This is a genomic window from Bacillus sp. FSL R9-9410 (assembly GCF_038050385.1).
GTDB classification, from domain to species: Bacteria; Bacillota; Bacilli; order Bacillales; family Bacillaceae_G; genus Bacillus_A; species Bacillus_A cereus_U.
In genome coordinates this window covers 54,818-73,989 of the sequence record NZ_JBBOTV010000004.1, presented here as the reverse complement: position 1 = coordinate 73,989, position 19,172 = coordinate 54,818, and the positions used below count along the sequence as shown (strand labels likewise).

The following is a 19,172-nucleotide window of genomic DNA, read 5'->3' as shown; positions in this document are numbered from 1 at the left end:
TTTATTGCTATTTATGCTAACACTAATAGGCGTATTGCTTCATTTTTGATATTGATAGCTGAGTTATAATCTCTATCGAGATTTACACCGCATATACAAGAATATACTCGTTCTGACAAGGACATATTTTTTACATTTCCACAACTGCTACATGTTTTTGTGGAAGGAAACCATTTGTCTATTTTCACAAGTTGTTTGCCTTGTTCGTGTAGTTTATAAGCTAAAAAAGAAGTGAACATACCCCAACCATTGTCAGCGACACTTTTTCCAAAATGAAGTGCTTGCGACATCCCTTTCATGTTTAAATCTTCAATAGCTATAACATCAAAATTAGTAGCTAACTCCTTAGACTTATGATGAAGAAAATTCTTACGTTGGTTTGCTATTTTCTCATGTAACTTAGCTACACGAATACGTTGTTTATTCCACCGTTCAGAACCTTTATTGCGCCTTGCTAATACTCGTTGTGCCTTTACTAATTGGTCCAACATGTTACGATAGAACTGAGGATAATTGGCTTTCTCATCCTCAGAACTAACGTATAATCCATCCATCGCAAAGTCTAACCCAACAACTGTTTCTACTTCTTTTTGTACAATCTCTTTTTCGTATTCAGTCAAGATGGACACATAGTATTTACCAGTAGGTGTCATAGAAATTGTACATGACTTGATCATATAATCTTGTGGTATCTCTCTATGTTGTTTGATACGTACCATTTTCAGTTTTGGCAATTTGATATGACCATTAAGCAACATAATATTTCCGTTTACTACATTCGTTGTATAAGACTTTCTGTCTTTTTTACTTTTGAATGTTGGGAACTCATTTTGACCACTAAAGAAATTCTTATAGGCAGTTTGCAAGTTTAGTTGAGCATTTGCCAAAGCTAATGAATCAACTTCTTTTAACCACTCAAATTCTGCTTTGTATTTCGCTGGAGTTGGAAGCTTTTGTTTCTTTAGTTGTTCCTTATCATCTTTGTATTTTTCGTACACTTCTTTCCGTTCAGCTAACATTCTGTTATACACGAAACGTACACAACCGAAGGTTTTACGCATAAGATATGCTTGTTCTTCTGTTGGATACAAACGGAATTTATAGGCTTTATTATGCTTTGTCATATCATTTCACCTCACTTTTCACCTTGATTTTCAATATATTTCTTTACTACGTCTATTGGCGAACCACCAGTAGTTAGTAAGCAAAAACTTCTTGACCAAAACATTTCTTTCCAAAGTTTCTTTTTCACTTGTGGAAAGTCTCTCTTGATTAGTCGAGAACTTGCACTTTTATAAGCATTAATAAATTTTGTCATTTCTGTATTCGGATGTGCCTTGAACAAAATATGAACATGGTCTACATCATGATTCCACTCTACCAGTGTTATGTTGTAATTCTCGGATAACCTGACAAACATGTCTTTTGCATAGTCTGACATATCATCATCAAACACATTTCTTCTGTATTTTACGACCAACACAAGATGATAATATAACAAGAACACTGAATGATTATTGCTATCTAATTTCATTTATATACCAACCTTTATGCTTTATAAGACTGATTTTATCAGAGGCAAAATAAAAAACAAAGCCTTTTGGCTACGCCAAACCGAAATTCATCTCCCACCTACCGTTGGGCTACGCCCTTCACACACTTGAGGAAGGAGAATTCTTTCGGGGAATTCGTTAAAAAATCATTCTCACACCTTTTTTCTGAAACTTCATTTAAGCTACTTAAAATCCCGAATAACAAGCATAATCTCATTCGATACCAAATGTATTAACAATTCATTAAAAATCGATTACAAACAAATCTGGAATGTTATTTTTTCTGGAATGGAAACTTTTTGTGCTGAAAATTAAATAAATATTATTATCCATCACAACCAATTGATAATCCTGGTAAAAAGGATCTAGATTTTCATCACTACTCATATCTCTCTCCCGAAAACAAACTTATTCTTTAGAATAATAAGTCTAATTATGATGTAATTTGTAGGATTTTTATACTCTTTGTCGAATACATGTAAAAAGGAGGGAATATGGCATGCTATTCACAGGATTCTTCATTAATCTATCTATTTTTTCTTTCCTAGCTAGTTCAGCTATTTTTATTCAAGTATTTATAAGGAAAACGGATCACAAATTTATCCATTTATTTCAGGGCACATATGCGGGTATCGTAGCTGCTATTTTGATGATTTTTAATTTTAAGCACATGGGATTGTTTTATGACTTGCGAGCCGTTCCTCTTATTATTTCGTTTATTTATTTTGGTCGTACAGCTGGTTGGATCACGTTAATGTTTATTTTATTTATGCGTATTTTCTACCTTGGTGGTGATTGGGGACCAGCTTTGATAGCTGCTTTAGGAATTGCTACTATATATACTATATTCAAAACATATCTCAAAAATACCCATCCCTTTAAAAGCGTCTTTCTTTATCTAGCTGTTTATCTAGCCATAATTCATTGGGTATTTGGATTCTTTTTTCCTTCTATCTCACTTATACTTCTTAACATCCAAGGTACATTATTTATATCTTGCGGACTCTTAATTGGCGTTTTCCTTATGGAATCCTATCAAAATTTATATAACTTAACACAAGACCTAGCTAAAGCGAATGAAACTTTATTAGAATCAAAGCAAGAATTAAGGGATACCGTACATGAACTACAAGGAGGTATTTTTAAATTTAAAAAAGCAAATGGGAAATTTATTCATACTCTGTGTGATGGACAATTATTTTATCAACAAGGATTTCACTCTGAACAAGTTGTAGGGAAGAATTTACCTACTATAGATTCTTCCATTATTTCATCCCATTTAGTTTCTCGAATACTAAAGTATTATCAACAGGCATGGAATGGTGAAGAAATAACTTTCGAACTACCATGGCCGAATGATGAGACTATGATACTTGTCTCTCTTAGGCCTGTTAAAAGAGAGGGAACAGTGGTTGAGGTGGTTGGTTCTACTGTTGATATAACGAAAAGAATAAATGCGGAAAATGAACTAAAGGTAACGAAAGAGCGACTGGAATCATTTATTAATCATAACGTAGATGCTATCACTATATTTGATTTAGACGGACATATGTTGCAAGCGAATAAAGCCTATGAGAAGATTTTTGGTTGGTCAGAAAAAGAATCCGTAGGAAAAAAATTACCTTGCGTACCTGATTTTTTAATGAATGAAACTTTAGAGTTAATCAAAAATATTAGTAATACCAATATACAAGACCCTATTATTACTAGGTTAGAAACAGTTAGACAACGAAAAGATAAAACTCTAATTGATGTAAACGTGACGGTTTCACCAATTCTAGATTTAAGGGGCAATATAATTGCTTTATCAGGAATTTGTAGAGACATTTCTGAAAGGAAACAAGCAGAAAGAGAACGCCGTCAATTACATCAACAATTAAGAGACAGTGAAATGAAATACCGTGCGCTCATCGAACAAGCAACTGATGCGGTTTACGTAGTAGAACTGAATGAGGATAAGGTTCCAACTCAATTCATTGAAGTAAATCCTGTCGGGTGTAAAAGATTTGGGTATAGTAGAGAAAAGCTTCTCTCAATACCGTTTTTCAATATTGTTTCTCAAGATTCTAGAATGATCATAAAAATGTTAGAAAAAATTAAAGAAGGACAATCTTTTTTTACTTTACAAGATGAATATACTTTTCCAACAGGAAAAACAATAACAACAGAATTTAGTATCCATATTTTCAGCTTGAATGGCAAAAACGTTTTCTTAAGTATCTCTCGAGATATCACTGAACGATTAAAAACAGAGGAATTATTACGAAAATCGGAGAAACTTGCTGTAGTAGGTCAATTATCCACTGCAATTGCTCATGAAATTAAAAATCCTTTAACAGCAATGAAAGGATTCATGCAGTTATTAAAATCAATGGAAAATAAGAACATTGAGCATTATATAGATATAGTGTTATCAGAGATTGAACGTATAGATAGTATTACTAATGAATTTATGACATTAGCAAAACCTGAGGCATTAGAAATTAAAACTAATGACCTGAATGTATTAATGAAGCAAATTGTAATGTTACTTGAACCTCAAGCGATAATGAATTGCATACAAATTACAACTGAGTTTACATCTGATACTTCATTCATACTTTGTGAAGGGAATCAATTAAAGCAAGCTTTTATAAATATCTTAAAAAATGCGATTGAAGCAACACCAATGGGAGGGGAAATCTTGATTCAAATCGAATATGCACCTGATAAAAAACAGGTAAACATTCAATTTACCGATTACGGGTGTGGAATTGAAAAAGAACGTTTACCTTATCTAGGGGAACCATTTTATAGTATCAAAGAAAATGGTATCGGTTTAGGATTAATGATTTGTTATAAAATTATTGAAAAACACCAAGGAAAGATACTTATTGAAAGTGAAGTAGGAAAAGGAACAACAGTTAATATAAATCTTCCTATATCTACTCTCGAAAAAGAAAACTCTTATTCATCTTTTTAGGTACATCCTAGAACCATGAAGTATTAGTTAACAAACAAGTAGTTTCTGTGAAAAAAACGGAAATTTCATTCCAAACCTAAAAGTTGGACTAAAGTCTTCCATACACTTTCCCATATCACAAAACCTGTTATAACAAAAGATTTTAAAATAAGAAAAGGCCGCAAAGCGTTTTACACAAAGCGCTTTACGGCCTTTTGATTTTTTATTCTACCTAAATAAAAATCAATTGTATTTCCTTTTGAATCAACGGTACGTTATAAATACATCTATTCCCCATTTACTTTCATATAGATGATTTAATTCTGAATCATAATGATAAATCCAGATTATAATCACTACATAAGCAATAAACATTCTATTTTCCCCTATTATTTCTACTAAGTCACTTATGATTAAGATTATTCCTAGTTGATAATAGTTTCCCATTGAAATTGCTTGGCTTAGATATACATAATCTCTAGTCTTTCTAAGTTGATAGTATTAGTATGTCCAAGTTTGATAGATTTTTTATACCATAACCAGTCTTTTTATCTCATTCGTTGACGAACAAATACAAATCCACCTAAAGCCATCAACAACATTCCTACAATATATGAAATCATCTCCATTGATGTTCCACCTGTGTTAGGAAGCCATACTGATGTCTTAGTATTTTCTTTAGTAGGTGGAACTTTTGAATCTGTGCTTGGATCTTTTGGATCTGTGCTCGGATCTTTTGGATCTGTGCTCGGGTCTTTTGGATCTGTGCTCGGGTCTTTTGGATCTACGCCCGGATCTTTTGGATCTACGCCCGGATCTTTTGGATCTTCCTTGATTTTTGTATTCGTAATATCATAACCTTTTACTTCGGATTTATATCCATCTACCGGTTGTTCTTTTACTTCATACTTATATACCTTACCTTCGGCATCATATGCCGTTAAATCTGTAAACGCATATTTCCATTCGCTTGCTGCGCTCACTTCTTGTGTTGCGATCAATTTGCCATTTTGTAGTAGGTCGACCTTGATCATTACCGGACGATCTTTCGCATTGTCGTCCTTCCATGTTTTTGTTCCTTCTACTGTTGTTTTACCAGCCTTTGTATTTGTAATGTCATAACCTTTTACTTCGGATTTATATCCATCCACTGGTTGTTCTTTCACTTCATACTTATATACCTTACCTTCGGCATCATATGCCGCTAAGTCTTTGAATCCATATTTCCAACCTGTTGCTTCACCTACTTCTTGTGTCGCAACTACTTGGCCATTTTGTAGTAGGTCGACCTTGATCATTGCCGGACGATCTTTCGCATTGTCGTCCTTCCATGTCTTCGTTCCTTCTACTGTTGTTTTACCAACCTTTGTATTTGTAATGTCATAACCTTTTACTTCGGATTTATATCCATCCACTGGTTGTTCTTTCACTTCATACTTATATACCTTACCTTCGGCATCATATGCCGCTAAGTCTTTGAATCCATATTTCCAACCTGTTGCTTCACTTACTTCTTGCGTCGCAACTACTTGGCCATTTTGTAGTAGGTCGACCTTGATCATTGCTGGACGATCTTTCGCATTGTCGTCCTTCCATGTCTTCGTTCCTTCTACTGTTGTTTTACCAACCTTTGTATTTGTAATGTCATAACCGTGAACTTCGGATTTATATCCATCCACTGGTTGTTCTTTCACTTCATACTTGTATGCATTGCCTTCGGCATCATATGCCGCTAAGTCTTTGAATCCATATTTCCAACCTGTTGCTTCACTTACTTCTTGCGTCGCAACTACTTGGCCATTTTGTAGTAGGTCGACCTTGATCATTGCCGGACGATCCTTTGCATTGTCGTCCTTCCATGTCTTCGTTCCTTCTACTGTTGTTTTGCCAACCTTTGTATTTGTAATGTCATAACCTTTTACTTCAGATTTATATCCATCCACCGGTTGTTCTTTTACTTCATACTTGTATGCATTGCCTTCGGCATCATATGCCGCTAAGTCTTTGAATCCATATTTCCAGCCTGTTGCTTCACTTACTTCTTGCGTCGCAACTACTTGGCTATTTTGTAGTAAGTCTACTTTGATTGTTGCCGGACGATTTGTTGCGTTTCCGTCCTTCCACGTTTTTGTTCCTTCTACTGTTGTTTGCGCTACTTTTGTATTTGTAATGTCATAACCTTTTACTTCAGATTTATATCCATCCACCGGTTGTTCTTTTACTTCATACTTGTACGCATTGCCTTCGGCATTGTATGCTTGAAGTTTTTCAAATGTATACTTCCAGTTTGTTGCCGCTGTTACTTCTTTTGTGTCTACTACTTTACCGTCTTGTAGTAAGTCTACTTTGATTGTTGCCGGACGATTCGTTGCGTTTCCGTCCTTCCACGTTTTTGTTCCTTCTACTGTTGTTTGCGCTACTTTTGTATTTGTAATGTCATAACCTTTTACTTCAGATTTATATCCATCCACCGGTTGTTCTTTTACTTCATACTTGTACGCATTGCCTTCGGCATTGTATGCTTGAAGTTTTTCAAATGTATACTTCCAGTTTGTTGCCGCTGTTACTTCTTTTGTGTCTACTACTTTACCGTCTTGTAGTAAGTCTACTTTGATTGTTGCCGGACGATTCGTTGCGTTTCCGTCCTTCCACGTTTTTGTTCCTTCTACTGTTGTTTGCGCTACTTTTGTATTTGTAATGTCATAACCTTTTACTTCAGATTTATATCCATCCACCGGTTGTTCTTTTACTTCATACTTGTACGCATTGCCTTCGGCATCATATGCCGCTAAGTCTTTGAATCCATATTTCCAGCCTGTTGCTTCACTTACTTCTTGCGTCGCAACTACTTGGCTATTTTGTAGTAAGTCTACTTTGATTGTTGCCGGACGATTTGTTGCGTTTCCGTCCTTCCACGTTTTTGTTCCTTCTACTGTTGTTTGCGCTACTTTTGTATTTGTAATGTCATAACCTTTTACTTCAGATTTATATCCATCCACCGGTTGTTCTTTTACTTCATACTTGTACGCATTGCCTTCGGCATTGTATGCTTGAAGTTTTTCAAATGTATACTTCCAGTTTGTTGCCGCTGTTACTTCTTTTGTGTCTACTACTTTACCATCTTGTAGTAAGTCTACTTTGATTGTTGCCGGACGATTCGTTGCGTTTCCGTCCTTCCACGTTTTTGTTCCTTCTACTGTTGTTTGCGCTACTTTTGTATTTGTAATGTCATAACCTTTTACTTCAGATTTATATCCATCCACCGGTTGTTCTTTTACTTCATACTTGTACGCATTGCCTTCGGCATCATATGCCGCTAAGTCTTTGAATCCATATTTCCAGCCTGTTGCTTCACTTACTTCTTGCGTCGCAACTACTTGGCTATTTTGTAGTAAGTCTACTTTGATTGTTGCCGGACGATTTGTTGCGTTTCCGTCCTTCCACGTTTTTGTTCCTTCTACTGTTGTTTGCGCTACTTTTGTATTTGTAATGTCATAACCTTTTACTTCAGATTTATATCCATCCACCGGTTGTTCTTTTACTTCATACTTGTACGCATTGCCTTCGGCATCATATGCCGCTAAGTCTTTGAATCCATATTTCCAGCCTGTTGCTTCACTTACTTCTTGCGTCGCAACTACTTGGCCATTTTGTAGTAAGTCTACTTTGATTGTTGCCGGACGATTTGTTGCGTTTCCGTCCTTCCACGTTTTTGTTCCTTCTACTGTTGTTTGACCTACCTTTGTATTTGTAATGTCATAACCTTTTACCTCGGATTTATATCCATCTACCGATTGTTCTTTCACTGTATAGATGTAAGCTACCCCGTTTGTATCGTATGCTTGGAGTTTTTCAAATGTATACTTCCAGTTTGTTGCCGCTGTTACTTCTTTTGTGTCTACTACTTTACCGTTTTGTAGTAAATCTACTTTAACTGAGCTTGGGCGATCTGTTGCGTTGTTATCGTTCCAAGTCTTTGTTCCTTCTACTTTCGTTTCGCCTAATTTTGTATTCGTAATGTCATAACCGCTTACGCTAGATTGATATCCCACTACTAGTTGTTCTTTCACTTCATACTGATAAGCTATTCCATTCGCATCGTATGCTTCTAAATCTGCAAATATATATTTCCAACCCATTACTGCTAGTACGTCTTGTGTTTTGATCACGTTTCCGTTTTGTAGTAAGTCTACTTTGATCATTGTCGGACGATTTATTGCGTTTCCGTCTTTCCACGTTTTCGTTCCTTCTACTGTTGTTTGCGCTACTTTTGTATTTGTAATGTCATAACCTTTTACTTCAGATTTATATCCATCCACCGGTTGTTCTTTTACTTCATACTTGTACGCATTGCCTTCGGCATCGTATGCCGCTAAGTCTTTGAATCCATATTTCCAGCCTGTTGCTTCACTTACTTCTTGCGTCGCAACTACTTGGCCATTTTGTAGTAAGTCTACTTTGATTGTTGCCGGACGATTTGTTGCGTTTCCGTCCTTCCACGTTTTTGTTCCTTCTACTGTTGTTTGACCTACCTTTGTATTTGTAATGTCATAACCTTTTACCTCGGATTTATATCCATCTACCGATTGTTCTTTCACTGTATAGATGTAAGCTACCCCGTTTGTATCGTATGCTTGGAGTTTTTCAAATGTATACTTCCAGTTTGTTGCCGCTGTTACTTCTTTTGTGTCTACTACTTTACCGTTTTGTAGTAAATCTACTTTAACTGAGCTTGGGCGATCTGTTGCGTTGTTATCGTTCCAAGTCTTTGTTCCTTCTACTTTCGTTTCGCCTAATTTTGTATTCGTAATGTCATAACCGCTTACGCTAGATTGATATCCCACTACTAGTTGTTCTTTCACTTCATACTGATAAGCTATTCCATTCGCATCGTATGCTTCTAAATCTGCAAATATATATTTCCAACCCATTACTGCTAGTACGTCTTGTGTTTTGATCACGTTTCCGTTTTGTAGTAAGTCTACTTTGATCATTGTCGGACGATTTATTGCGTTTCCGTCTTTCCACGTTTTCGTTCCTTCTACTGTTGTTTGCGCTACTTTTGTATTTGTAATGTCATAACCTTTTACTTCAGATTTATATCCATCCACCGGTTGTTCTTTTACTTCATACTTGTACGCATTGCCTTCGGCATCGTATGCCGCTAAGTCTTTGAATCCATATTTCCAGCCTGTTGCTTCACTTACTTCTTGCGTCGCAACTACTTGGCCATTTTGTAGTAAGTCTACTTTGATTGTTGTCGGACGATTCGTTGCGTTTCCGTCCTTCCACGTTTTTGTTCCTTCTACTGTTGTTTGCGCTACTTTTGTATTTGTAATGTCATAACCTTTTACTTCAGATTTATATCCATCCACCGGTTGTTCTTTTACTTCATACTTGTACGCATTGCCTTCGGCATCATATGCCGCTAAGTCTTTGAATCCATATTTCCAGCCTGTTGCTTCACTTACTTCTTGCGTCGCAACTACTTGGCCATTTTGTAGTAAGTCTACTTTGATTGTTGTCGGACGATTCGTTGCGTTTCCGTCCTTCCACGTTTTTGTTCCTTCTACTGTTGTTTGCGCTACTTTTGTATTTGTAATGTCATAACCTTTTACTTCAGATTTATATCCATCCACCGGTTGCTCTTTTACTGTATATGTATAAGCAACACCGCTCGCATCATATGATTCTAAATTTGTAAATGTATATTTCCAACCATTTGCCGCTGTTACGTCCTGTGTTCCGATTACATTGCCATTTTGTAGTAAGTCTACTTTGATCGTTGCCGGACGGTCTGTTGCATTTCCGTCTTTCCACGTCTTCGTTCCTTCTACTGTCATTTTCGCTACTTTTGTATTTGTAATATTGTAGCCATTTACTTCCGATTTGTATCCCGCTACCGGTTTTTCTTTTACTGTGTACGTATAAGAAACACCATTTGCATCATATTGTGCTAGGTCTGCAAATGTATAATTCCAACTGCTTGCTGCTGTTACGTCTTGTGTTTGAATTACGTTTTCATTTTGCAATAAGTCTACTTGGATTGAGCTTGGACGATCTGTTGCATTGTTGTCATTCCAATTTTTCGTTCCTGAAACAGATGTTTTTGCATCTTTTGTATTCGTAATGTTGTAGCCATTTACTTCCGATTTGTATCCCGCTACCGGTTTTTCTTTTACTGTATACGTATAAGTATTACCATCATTATCATATGCTGGTAGATCTGCAAACGTATAGTTCCAGTTATTCGCTGCTGATACATCTTGTGTTTTGATTGAATTTCCATTTTGCAGTAACTCTACTTGGATTGAGCTTGGGCGATCTGTTGCATTGTTGTCATTCCAATTTTTCGTTCCTGAAACAGATGTCGTTTTCACTTTATTCGGAATAGCAAGCTTTACGCCTTTTTCAGCATTTGCATCAATTGTAAAAGGCACTTTTACTTGAGGATCAAAATCCAAATAGTTTGGACCTGCAATCTCTTGTACATAGTAATTACCTGGGGATAAATCTGGGACCTCCACCATACCTTGGCCATCCGTTGTATACGTACCGCCAATTTGCTGACCTGACTCTGTATATAAGTTAAATGAAACATTCGGTATAAATTTCGTCTCATCTCCGGCAATGTGCTTCACAATTCTTAACATTCCTTTAGGGGGTAAATCGCCTTGCGCACCGCCGCCTGCGTTTATATTATCAGCCCAGGCCTGCTCTGAAAACGTTACTGGTTGCTCATTTAAAATTTGGTAATTAATCGTATAGTTATTGAAAAAAGTTTTTTGCTGCATTCCACTATCAGTTACAGTAGCTGTATATCTTAAAAGTAGGTTCTTACCGCTACTCTGATCTTTATAAAACCTAACTTCGAAAGAATTACCATTAAAGGTAATCGTCCCATAACCCCCATCATTAAATTGTTGAGGTGTTAAATTTTGATTTCCAACAGCTATACTAAAACCATCTTGATCCAGCGTTTGTCCCGCCTCTAAAGTATCAGTCAAAACTATATCAGAACTAAATTGTTGCTTGTTATTATTTATAGGTATATCCCACTTCACTTTAGTTGGAGCATCCGCATCCATTCTACCTGTTTTATAGACAAATGGTACTGTACCTCCACCACCTTCAGTTGGACCCTTAATTGTGATCCTTTGCGTTTGTAATTGTGTACCTAAGTTTGTATCAACTGTGAGCGTTTGTCCCGTTGCTACATCCTTAGTTGCTTGAACTCCAAAATAAAAATATCCTCTAATATTTTGAAGTTTCTCAACAACATCGCTAAATGTACATATCACATTCGTTGACGTTACTTGACAAGTACCAAAGCTTACACCTGCCTCATTTTTTAAATCAATCGTTCTAGCATAGCCCTGTAATTCGGGTGGTAATGTTAATGTTAGTGTGTCTCCAGCCTTCATTTTATTTCCAGATTTATCACTAAAATCAACTTTTATTCCCGTTCGTTCTCCGTAAGTTAGATCCGTTTTGTCGAACTTAAATGTATCAACAAATCCTGTTGTATTTAATTCTTGTGCATTTGCTATTATAGATGTGAAATTCTGACCTATAGTAAATATAAAAATCATTATAATCGAAAAAATCGAAGTCACTCTTTTTATCATGTCATTCTCCTATAAATTATATTTAGATGGATTCTAATATGAATATACAATGACAATGACTTAATAGGCTGATGGCATACCGTTTCCTTCAAATGTTATAAACTAAAAAACTTGAAAATAGATTTCTATAAACGATTTCTCTACCCTCCAATAAGCTTCAATTCTTTAATCTAACATTAATTTTACTAAGTTTACTATTTACAACTTTAATAGTTTTTGATATCATTGTAACTATTGAAGTTACGTTTATCATCATCCCTATCAAATCTTGAAAGCTTGTATCATATCTACCATCTTATGGATAGCATAAATTTCTAATTAATAATGTTTTCATTTCAATGCTATTAGTTTATTCATACTACTTTCCATTATTTTCAGATTCATAGCATCAGTATGTCCCAATTTGATAGCACTTTTTTATTGATTCACAATTTTATTTACCGGAACCTTTTGCCCCCTCCTACAGGCATTACCCCCATGCTCTCATCCATACTATAAAACTATTTGGATATCAAAAATAGTTTCTGTAACTTTTGTAACTGATTTTGTAATTTAAAAAACCAAACATAAATTAATACCTCATTTGGGATAAACTTCTTATTTTATAATCCCTCCTACATACACTGAAATATCATCCTTAAGTACTTGTGCTAAACCTCTACCTAAATTTTGATTCATTTAGTGAAAATCACAAACAATTTTGTTTATTCATGTACCTCTTACATATCATTTCTTAGGTTTATAATTAAGTCGTCCTATGCTTTTTAAAAAAATGAACAGTAACGTTCACTAATTTGTGTTAGCTTATGAATTTAGAATTTTAATCTCAATCTACATGACTTATAAACTTCATGGTTAAATCTCGCTATACCAAACCTTCAATTAAATTCTCAGCATGACGACTAGATTCATAATTAATTGTAGTTGCTTATTTCCTTATTTGCATGTAACCAAATTTCACATTGCTAGATCAGTACATTGGGCCTCAATTCCCTTTACAAATATTCGTAATAAATGTGCACTTAAGTGATTAAGGTGTCATAAGAATAACAGAATACTCACACTCTACTTTTACCAATTAATCACATCTCAGTCACCTCGCTATCTATACCCGATATAATATATAAAATAAAACAAAGAAAGAGTAGTAAGCGTAAATATCAATCAGACGTATACTAGACTGAATTTTCAATATTTTCAGTTTAAATTGGGGTTTTTCAGCTACTCTTTCTTTGTATTATGAGTTTAGCACTAAATATAAAGTATAACAAGATAAAAAAATTCAAATTTCGTATAATTTCGACATTTTTTTCACAAAATCAATACCGGTCGTTAATTAGCATGGATTTCTATATATATCCATCAAATTAAGAATTTTATGACGCTCTCAAAATAAAAAAGTGTACATTTTCATCTTGAGAAGTCATTTTTTTATTTTTGGGATATTTTCTTAGCTTGATGGTGATGGAAAGTGACCCCAATTAAGCTAATTCCCCCATTTCGCAGATTTGAGTAAAAACACCCCAATAATATCTTGTTTGAATTGTTTTACTTTAAAACATTTAACTTATTACGCTTCCGTTTATCTTTTCAAAAACATAACTTCGTTTCGAAAGATTTGCAACAGAACCAGAAATATATAGTATCATATCAAAAAATATAAATCTATATTGATTTTTTTTTAATAATTTATATATAATTATAATGAATATAAATTGAAAGTCAATCTCAATTAGGTATAAGGGGGGAATATAGACAAAACAAGACATTTAGTCGGAAAGCAAGCCCATGTTTCAAAATGAATGAAGTAATGCCAAATAAAAATGACCAGATTAATAAAATTGGAACCAAAATTAGACTACAAAATCGATTTTGGGTATTGGTAAGATGTCATTCTATTTAATGCTAAATAAGGACACACGGAATAATAGCAAATTAGGAAATGTAATATGTTCTTGCTTCCATTTCTTATAGTATTTAATAACTTTTGACTTCAATCTGGCTTTGTATAAAGCTTTTCTAACTTGAGAAATGAGCACAGTTACTCCTTTGCTCACAAATTAACTGTATAGCTTCCGATATTCCATTTTTCTACTTAAAAGTTTAAATTGTATAATAATGGAACGATGCTTCTCTAGATTCTTGATATTTTTGGTGAATTTGTAACAGAACCTTTAGTTACACGCAATATTCTTTAAATACAATATTTTATCATCTTAGGAGGAAACAGTATGAAAGGCTTAAAGTTTCTTTATAAAACTCCCCTTATATTGACAATGAGTGCAGTGTTAATGGGGTGTAACACAGCAAAACAAGAACAGTCAAACAAGGATACAGCTACACAAGAAAAATCTACGAAAAAAAATACGCAATGGTCATATGAAGGGACTACTGGTCCAGAACACTGGGGAGAATTGAAACCAGAATACAAAATGTGTTTAAATGGGCAAGAACAATCTCCGATAGATATCAAAACGGAACAAATAAAATCATCAGTTGAGGATGCTAATCATTTGCAAATTAATTATCAACCAATATCATTTTCTATTAAAAATAATGGGCATAGTATTGAGGGGAAAGCAAATAGTTCTGATGATTATCTCACGCTTGGAGAAAGTCGTTACACATTAAAACAATTCCATTTCCATACACCAAGTGAACATCAATTTGAAGGAAAACATGCAGATATGGAACTACATCTGGTCCATCAAAATGATCAAGGTCAGTTAGCAGTAATAGGTATTATGATAAAAGAGGGACAAACAAACGAAAGTTTTGCAGAAATGTGGAAAAATCTCCCGAACAGCAAAAATACACAGAGTGATGTGCAGCATACCATTGATGTAAAACAGCTTCTTCCTTCAGATCATTCGTCATTCCGTTACATGGGTTCTTTGACAACACCTCCTTGTACAGAAAATGTCCAGTGGATTGTGATGAAACAGACAATAGAGATGTCCAAAAAACAAATTGAAACGTTTCATAAATTATTCCCAACGAATAACCGACCAGTTCAGCCGATTAATGGAAGAGAAGTATCGTAAACATAAGGAATTGTTGGAATATAAAGCAAAATGGTATAGCAAACAAGTGGTTTTGGTATCTAAAACATTCGCTTCTAGTCAATTATGTTCCAATTGCGAATATAAAAACAAAGGCGTAAAAAATCTAACCATCCGTGAGTGAGAGTGTCCTTCTTGTGGCACACATCAAGATAGAGATCGAAATGCAGTGCTCAATCTTAGAAACGAAGCAATTCGCCTTTTAATCGTAGGAACTACGGGGATAGCCTAAACCGTTAGGTTTCTGTACTTAGGAATCTCCCACTTCAAACAGTCCGTAAGGATGTTAAGTGGTGAGTAGTTCAAGAATAATTTCAGTATACACAATGATATTATTTTTTGTACCAGAACGGAAAAAAGCTGCTGTCCTAATGGGACAACAGCTTTTTCATTATGCTACGTCTTCTTTTTGTTCCTTTTGTAGTGTACTATTTTTGTAACCGTAACTGAAATAGACAACAAGTCCAATTACAAGCCATATTGCAAAGCCGATCCATGTTGTTGCTGGGAGTTGTAATGCTAAGTATCCACAGAATAGAACAGCTAAAGCAGGAATCCATGGTACCAAAGGCACTTTAAAAGCACGCGGTAGTTCTGGTTGTTTTTTACGTAAAATAATTACTCCAATTGATACAATGATGAATGCGAATAATGTACCGATATTTGTTAATTCTGCTAGTTTACTTAAAGGAACAAAACCAGCAAAGAAAGCAACCATAGTGGCAGTAATCCAACTATTGATAACAGGTGTTTTTGTTTTTTTATTTACGCGAGAAAGTGCTTTTGGTAGTAAGCCATCGCGGCTAATTGCGTAAAATAATCGTGTTTGTCCATATAACATAACAAGTAATACAGTTGTAATTCCAGTAATCGCTCCTAAAGAAATGAAACCAGCAACCCAATCTTGTTGAATATATTGTAGTGCAAATGCAACAGGGTTTTTCACACCTAACTGATCGTAAGGTACAATTCCAGTTAAAACCAATGAAACAACGATATATAGAATCGTACAAATTGTTAAAGAAGCAATAATGCCGATTGGCATGTTACGCTGTGGATTTTTGACTTCTTCAGCAGCTGTTGATACAGCGTCAAATCCGATGTAAGCAAAGAATACAGTTGCAGCCCCAGTTGTTACGCCAGAGAAGCCGAACGGCATAAAGGGTGTCCAGTTTTCAGGCTTTACATAGAAAGCGCCAACGCCGATAAATAGTAAGACAACAAAAAGTTTGATAGTTACCATGATAGCGTTAAAACGCGCTGATTTTTTTGCTCCTCTTGTTAATAACAACGTCATTAGAAAGATGATACAGATTGCTGGTAAGTCTATATATGTTCCCACTTCAGGATTATATGCGCTTGTTAAAGCCGTAGGTAATGTAATCCCAAATCCACTTAATAGACCTTGTAAATACCCTGACCAACCAGATGCAACAGCTGAGGAAGCTAATCCATATTCTAAAATTAAATCCCAACCTAAAATCCAAGCGATTAATTCTCCAAATGTTGCATAGCTATAAGTGTACGCACTACCGGATACCGGTACAGTTGATGCAAATTCAGAATAACATAATGCTGCAAATACACAGGCTAAACCGGATAAAATAAACGACAAAACAAGTGCGGGTCCTGCGTGTTCTGCTGCGGCAACACCGGTAAGAACGAAAATCCCAGTTCCGATGATAGCGCCGACCCCGAGCATAGTAAGATCAAATGCACCGAGTTCTTTTTTTAAAGATGCTCCTTTTTGTTCTGACTGTGCTAATAATGCTGAAATAGATTTTTTTCGAAATAGATTCATATAGATACCTCACCTCTAGTTGTTGTAATATTCTGAAAAATGATTTCATTTTGTCGTATAACGTCGAATCTTTGTAGTTCGTATTTTAATTCAAATAAATATTTTTGTGAATGTTTTTTCAGAAAATTCAACCTCTTGAGAGGACTTTAAGTATCTCCTTATTTCCTTTTGGTTATTTCCCATCATTCCAAAAGGTATTAAATATCCAATCTATTACCTGTCGCCTCCCTATAAACCATAATAATTTTAAAATAGTAATCCCAACTGTTATAAAAACAACAAATTAAATTTTTACAAAAGAAAACAACCTGTATAAAAACAGGTTGTTTTCTTTTATAGGGTAAAACAAAGAAAGAGTGGAAAAAAATGCACAAACTTCTACGGCACAAGAAGTAACTGATCGGAGAAAACTAAAAATTCTGACATCTTACTAGATAAGGGTTTTTGTTTTCTCTTTCTTTGTTGTTATGAGTATAGCATTAAAAACGACATAAATCAACAAAAAAATCTCACAATTCTTTTTTTTTCGACATTCTACCATAATTCCTCCACACATTATTTTTTTAAGCGTTATGTATATTTTATATCTGTTACATGATTAATATATATTACATTATTATGATTATTCCTAATTCCTAATTCATTACAAATCATGTCGTAGTAATTGGGGTAGCACCCCATCGCTATCAAGCTAAGAAGACAAGTCACCCCCAAAACGATAAAATATGCTTCTTTGTTACAAGAAAGCCTGAAAATTTCATTCTGGGGGTGCAATAAAACTTTAACTTGATGGGCATGGGGTAATTCTGAGTTATTAACTTGATAGGCATGTATGGTGACCCCAACTAACGTAAAAACTCCATTTTGAATAAAGATTGTTCAAAACGGAGTTAATTCTTTAAATTATGTTTTTGATTTTTATAAAAAAGTTTAAGCATTTCTTATGATTGTTATTAAAGAAAAGCGCCCGGTGCATCTTTGTTTCAAACCGACACTATATTATTGTTATTACAAACAACGTTTAATAAAGGAGACTACTTATACTTGTTGGTTTAGAATAAAGTTTGATTAAAGCTACCTCTTTTGTTTGCAAATTATTTAATTATAAAGGATACGATTACTGCAATTACAAGTAGAATTCCACCTAATAATTGTCCTAATCCAGAAGCTTCTCCGAGAATCAACAAATTGAAAAGATTTTTTCTTGTTTGAGTTTTTCCTACGAATGCATCATCTTTTTTCATTCTATATAACCCCCATAAGATTAATACCACTCCAAAAACGATACCAAATAATTTTAAAGCCATTATATTTACCTCCACTTATTATACAAATAATGAATTTTTTCCTACTTATATTCATTATTTGTATTTTGCTATATTGTTTGAATGTTTCTTGTCAATTATATTTGTATACTACTATTAGTCATCTTCTTCAAATATAAAAACTTCTTCAATTGATAGGTTGAAAACAGCAGATATTCTATATGCTAGTAAAACAGATGGATTATACTTTTGCTTTTCCAACGAAATAATCGTTCTTGAAGATACAAATACTTTATCAGCTAATTCTTGTTGTGTTATTCCATCTTTTAAACGTAGCTCTTTTACTATATTTTTCATAGTAACCTCCTAATTAAAGAAAACAACTATAATATTTTTTAGCTAATGTTTTAGTAATTAGGCAACATATTATAATGAGAAATAGCCCAGCATTAATTGGAATTATAATCCATTTCGAAAGAAACATCATAAGAATAATCATGACCATTAGAATACTTATGGTAAATTGTGAAGCTTTTCCTTCTATTAAATCATCCCTCTCATCATATTCTTTTGATAGCTCTCTCTCTAACTGTTTACGATTGGTATTAGATTTAGTTTGAGAAACTAAAGCGAAAATTAAAAAGATTATTCCTGTAAGTATCTTTAAATTACCTAAATAAAATCCCTCAGCAAAACTCGCTTCATTGTGATCAAAAATTATTTCACTAAAACCTATTGCAATAATTGCAAACGAACATAAATAAAGTTCTTTAAATCTATTGTTCAAACAAATCACTCCTAACACAACTTTATGTGAAGTTTATTTCATGTGAAGTCCTCTTCATGTTATACTACCTTGAAGAGGATGTCTAGCATTAATTGGTTCTGACGCGAAAACTTCAAAACATATGCAAGTAATCTC

General features: G+C 34.4%; 9 protein-coding genes and 1 pseudogene. 3 read left to right on the top strand and 7 right to left on the bottom strand.

The features are described 5' to 3' along the window. Positions 1–11 precede the first annotated feature (11 nt). Positions 12–1,124, bottom strand: coding sequence for an RNA-guided endonuclease TnpB family protein (locus MKX77_RS29430; protein ID WP_341308596.1), 1,113 nt, complete (start codon positions 1,122–1,124; stop codon positions 12–14). 11 nt (positions 1,125–1,135) lie between these two features. After that, positions 1,136–1,534 carry an IS200/IS605 family transposase gene (tnpA, locus tag MKX77_RS29425; RefSeq protein ID WP_002169923.1) on the bottom strand — a complete coding sequence of 133 codons (399 nt, stop codon included), beginning with the start codon at positions 1,532–1,534 and terminating at the stop codon, positions 1,136–1,138. 518 nt (positions 1,535–2,052) lie between these two features. Here tnpA and MKX77_RS29420 point away from each other — a divergent pair. Next, entirely contained in the window at positions 2,053–4,515 is a 2,463-nt protein-coding gene (locus MKX77_RS29420) for a PAS domain S-box protein (protein WP_340804970.1), read from the top strand. A gap of 527 nt (positions 4,516–5,042) precedes the next feature. On the opposite strand, the gene MKX77_RS29415 is transcribed toward MKX77_RS29420, so the two are convergent. Continuing rightward, positions 5,043–12,122, bottom strand: a complete 7,080-nt coding sequence (locus tag MKX77_RS29415) for a Cna B-type domain-containing protein (protein ID WP_341308595.1) — start codon at positions 12,120–12,122, stop codon at positions 5,043–5,045. 2,231 nt (positions 12,123–14,353) lie between these two features. Here MKX77_RS29415 and MKX77_RS29410 point away from each other — a divergent pair. Together MKX77_RS29410 and MKX77_RS29405 are read left to right on the top strand one after the other, a co-directional pair. Further along, positions 14,354–15,166 carry a carbonic anhydrase gene (locus tag MKX77_RS29410; RefSeq protein ID WP_340804975.1) on the top strand — a complete coding sequence of 271 codons (813 nt, stop codon included), beginning with the start codon at positions 14,354–14,356 and terminating at the stop codon, positions 15,164–15,166. Further along, a pseudogene (locus MKX77_RS29405) lies at positions 15,144–15,416 on the top strand (zinc ribbon domain-containing protein); the annotation flags it as partial. The gene MKX77_RS29410 and the pseudogene MKX77_RS29405, both read left to right, overlap by 23 nt. A gap of 159 nt (positions 15,417–15,575) precedes the next feature. On the opposite strand, the gene MKX77_RS29400 reads toward MKX77_RS29405, so the two are convergent. From MKX77_RS29400 to MKX77_RS29385, 4 genes are all read right to left on the bottom strand, one after another. Continuing rightward, positions 15,576–16,985 carry an amino acid permease gene (locus MKX77_RS29400; protein WP_341308594.1) on the bottom strand — a complete coding sequence of 470 codons (1,410 nt, stop codon included), beginning with the start codon at positions 16,983–16,985 and terminating at the stop codon, positions 15,576–15,578. Positions 16,986–18,079: 1,094 nt separating this feature from the next. Further along, positions 18,080–18,292 (bottom strand): hypothetical protein, encoded by a 213-nt coding sequence (locus tag MKX77_RS29395; protein WP_340780622.1) that lies wholly within the window; start codon positions 18,290–18,292, stop codon positions 18,080–18,082. Positions 18,293–18,406: 114 nt separating this feature from the next. Next, entirely contained in the window at positions 18,407–18,607 is a 201-nt protein-coding gene (locus tag MKX77_RS29390; RefSeq protein ID WP_341308593.1) for a helix-turn-helix transcriptional regulator, read from the bottom strand. A 13-nt stretch (positions 18,608–18,620) separates the two neighbouring features. After that, on the bottom strand, positions 18,621–19,037 hold the full coding sequence (locus MKX77_RS29385) for a hypothetical protein (RefSeq protein WP_340780621.1): 417 nt from the start codon (positions 19,035–19,037) through the stop codon (positions 18,621–18,623). Positions 19,038–19,172 lie beyond the last annotated feature (135 nt).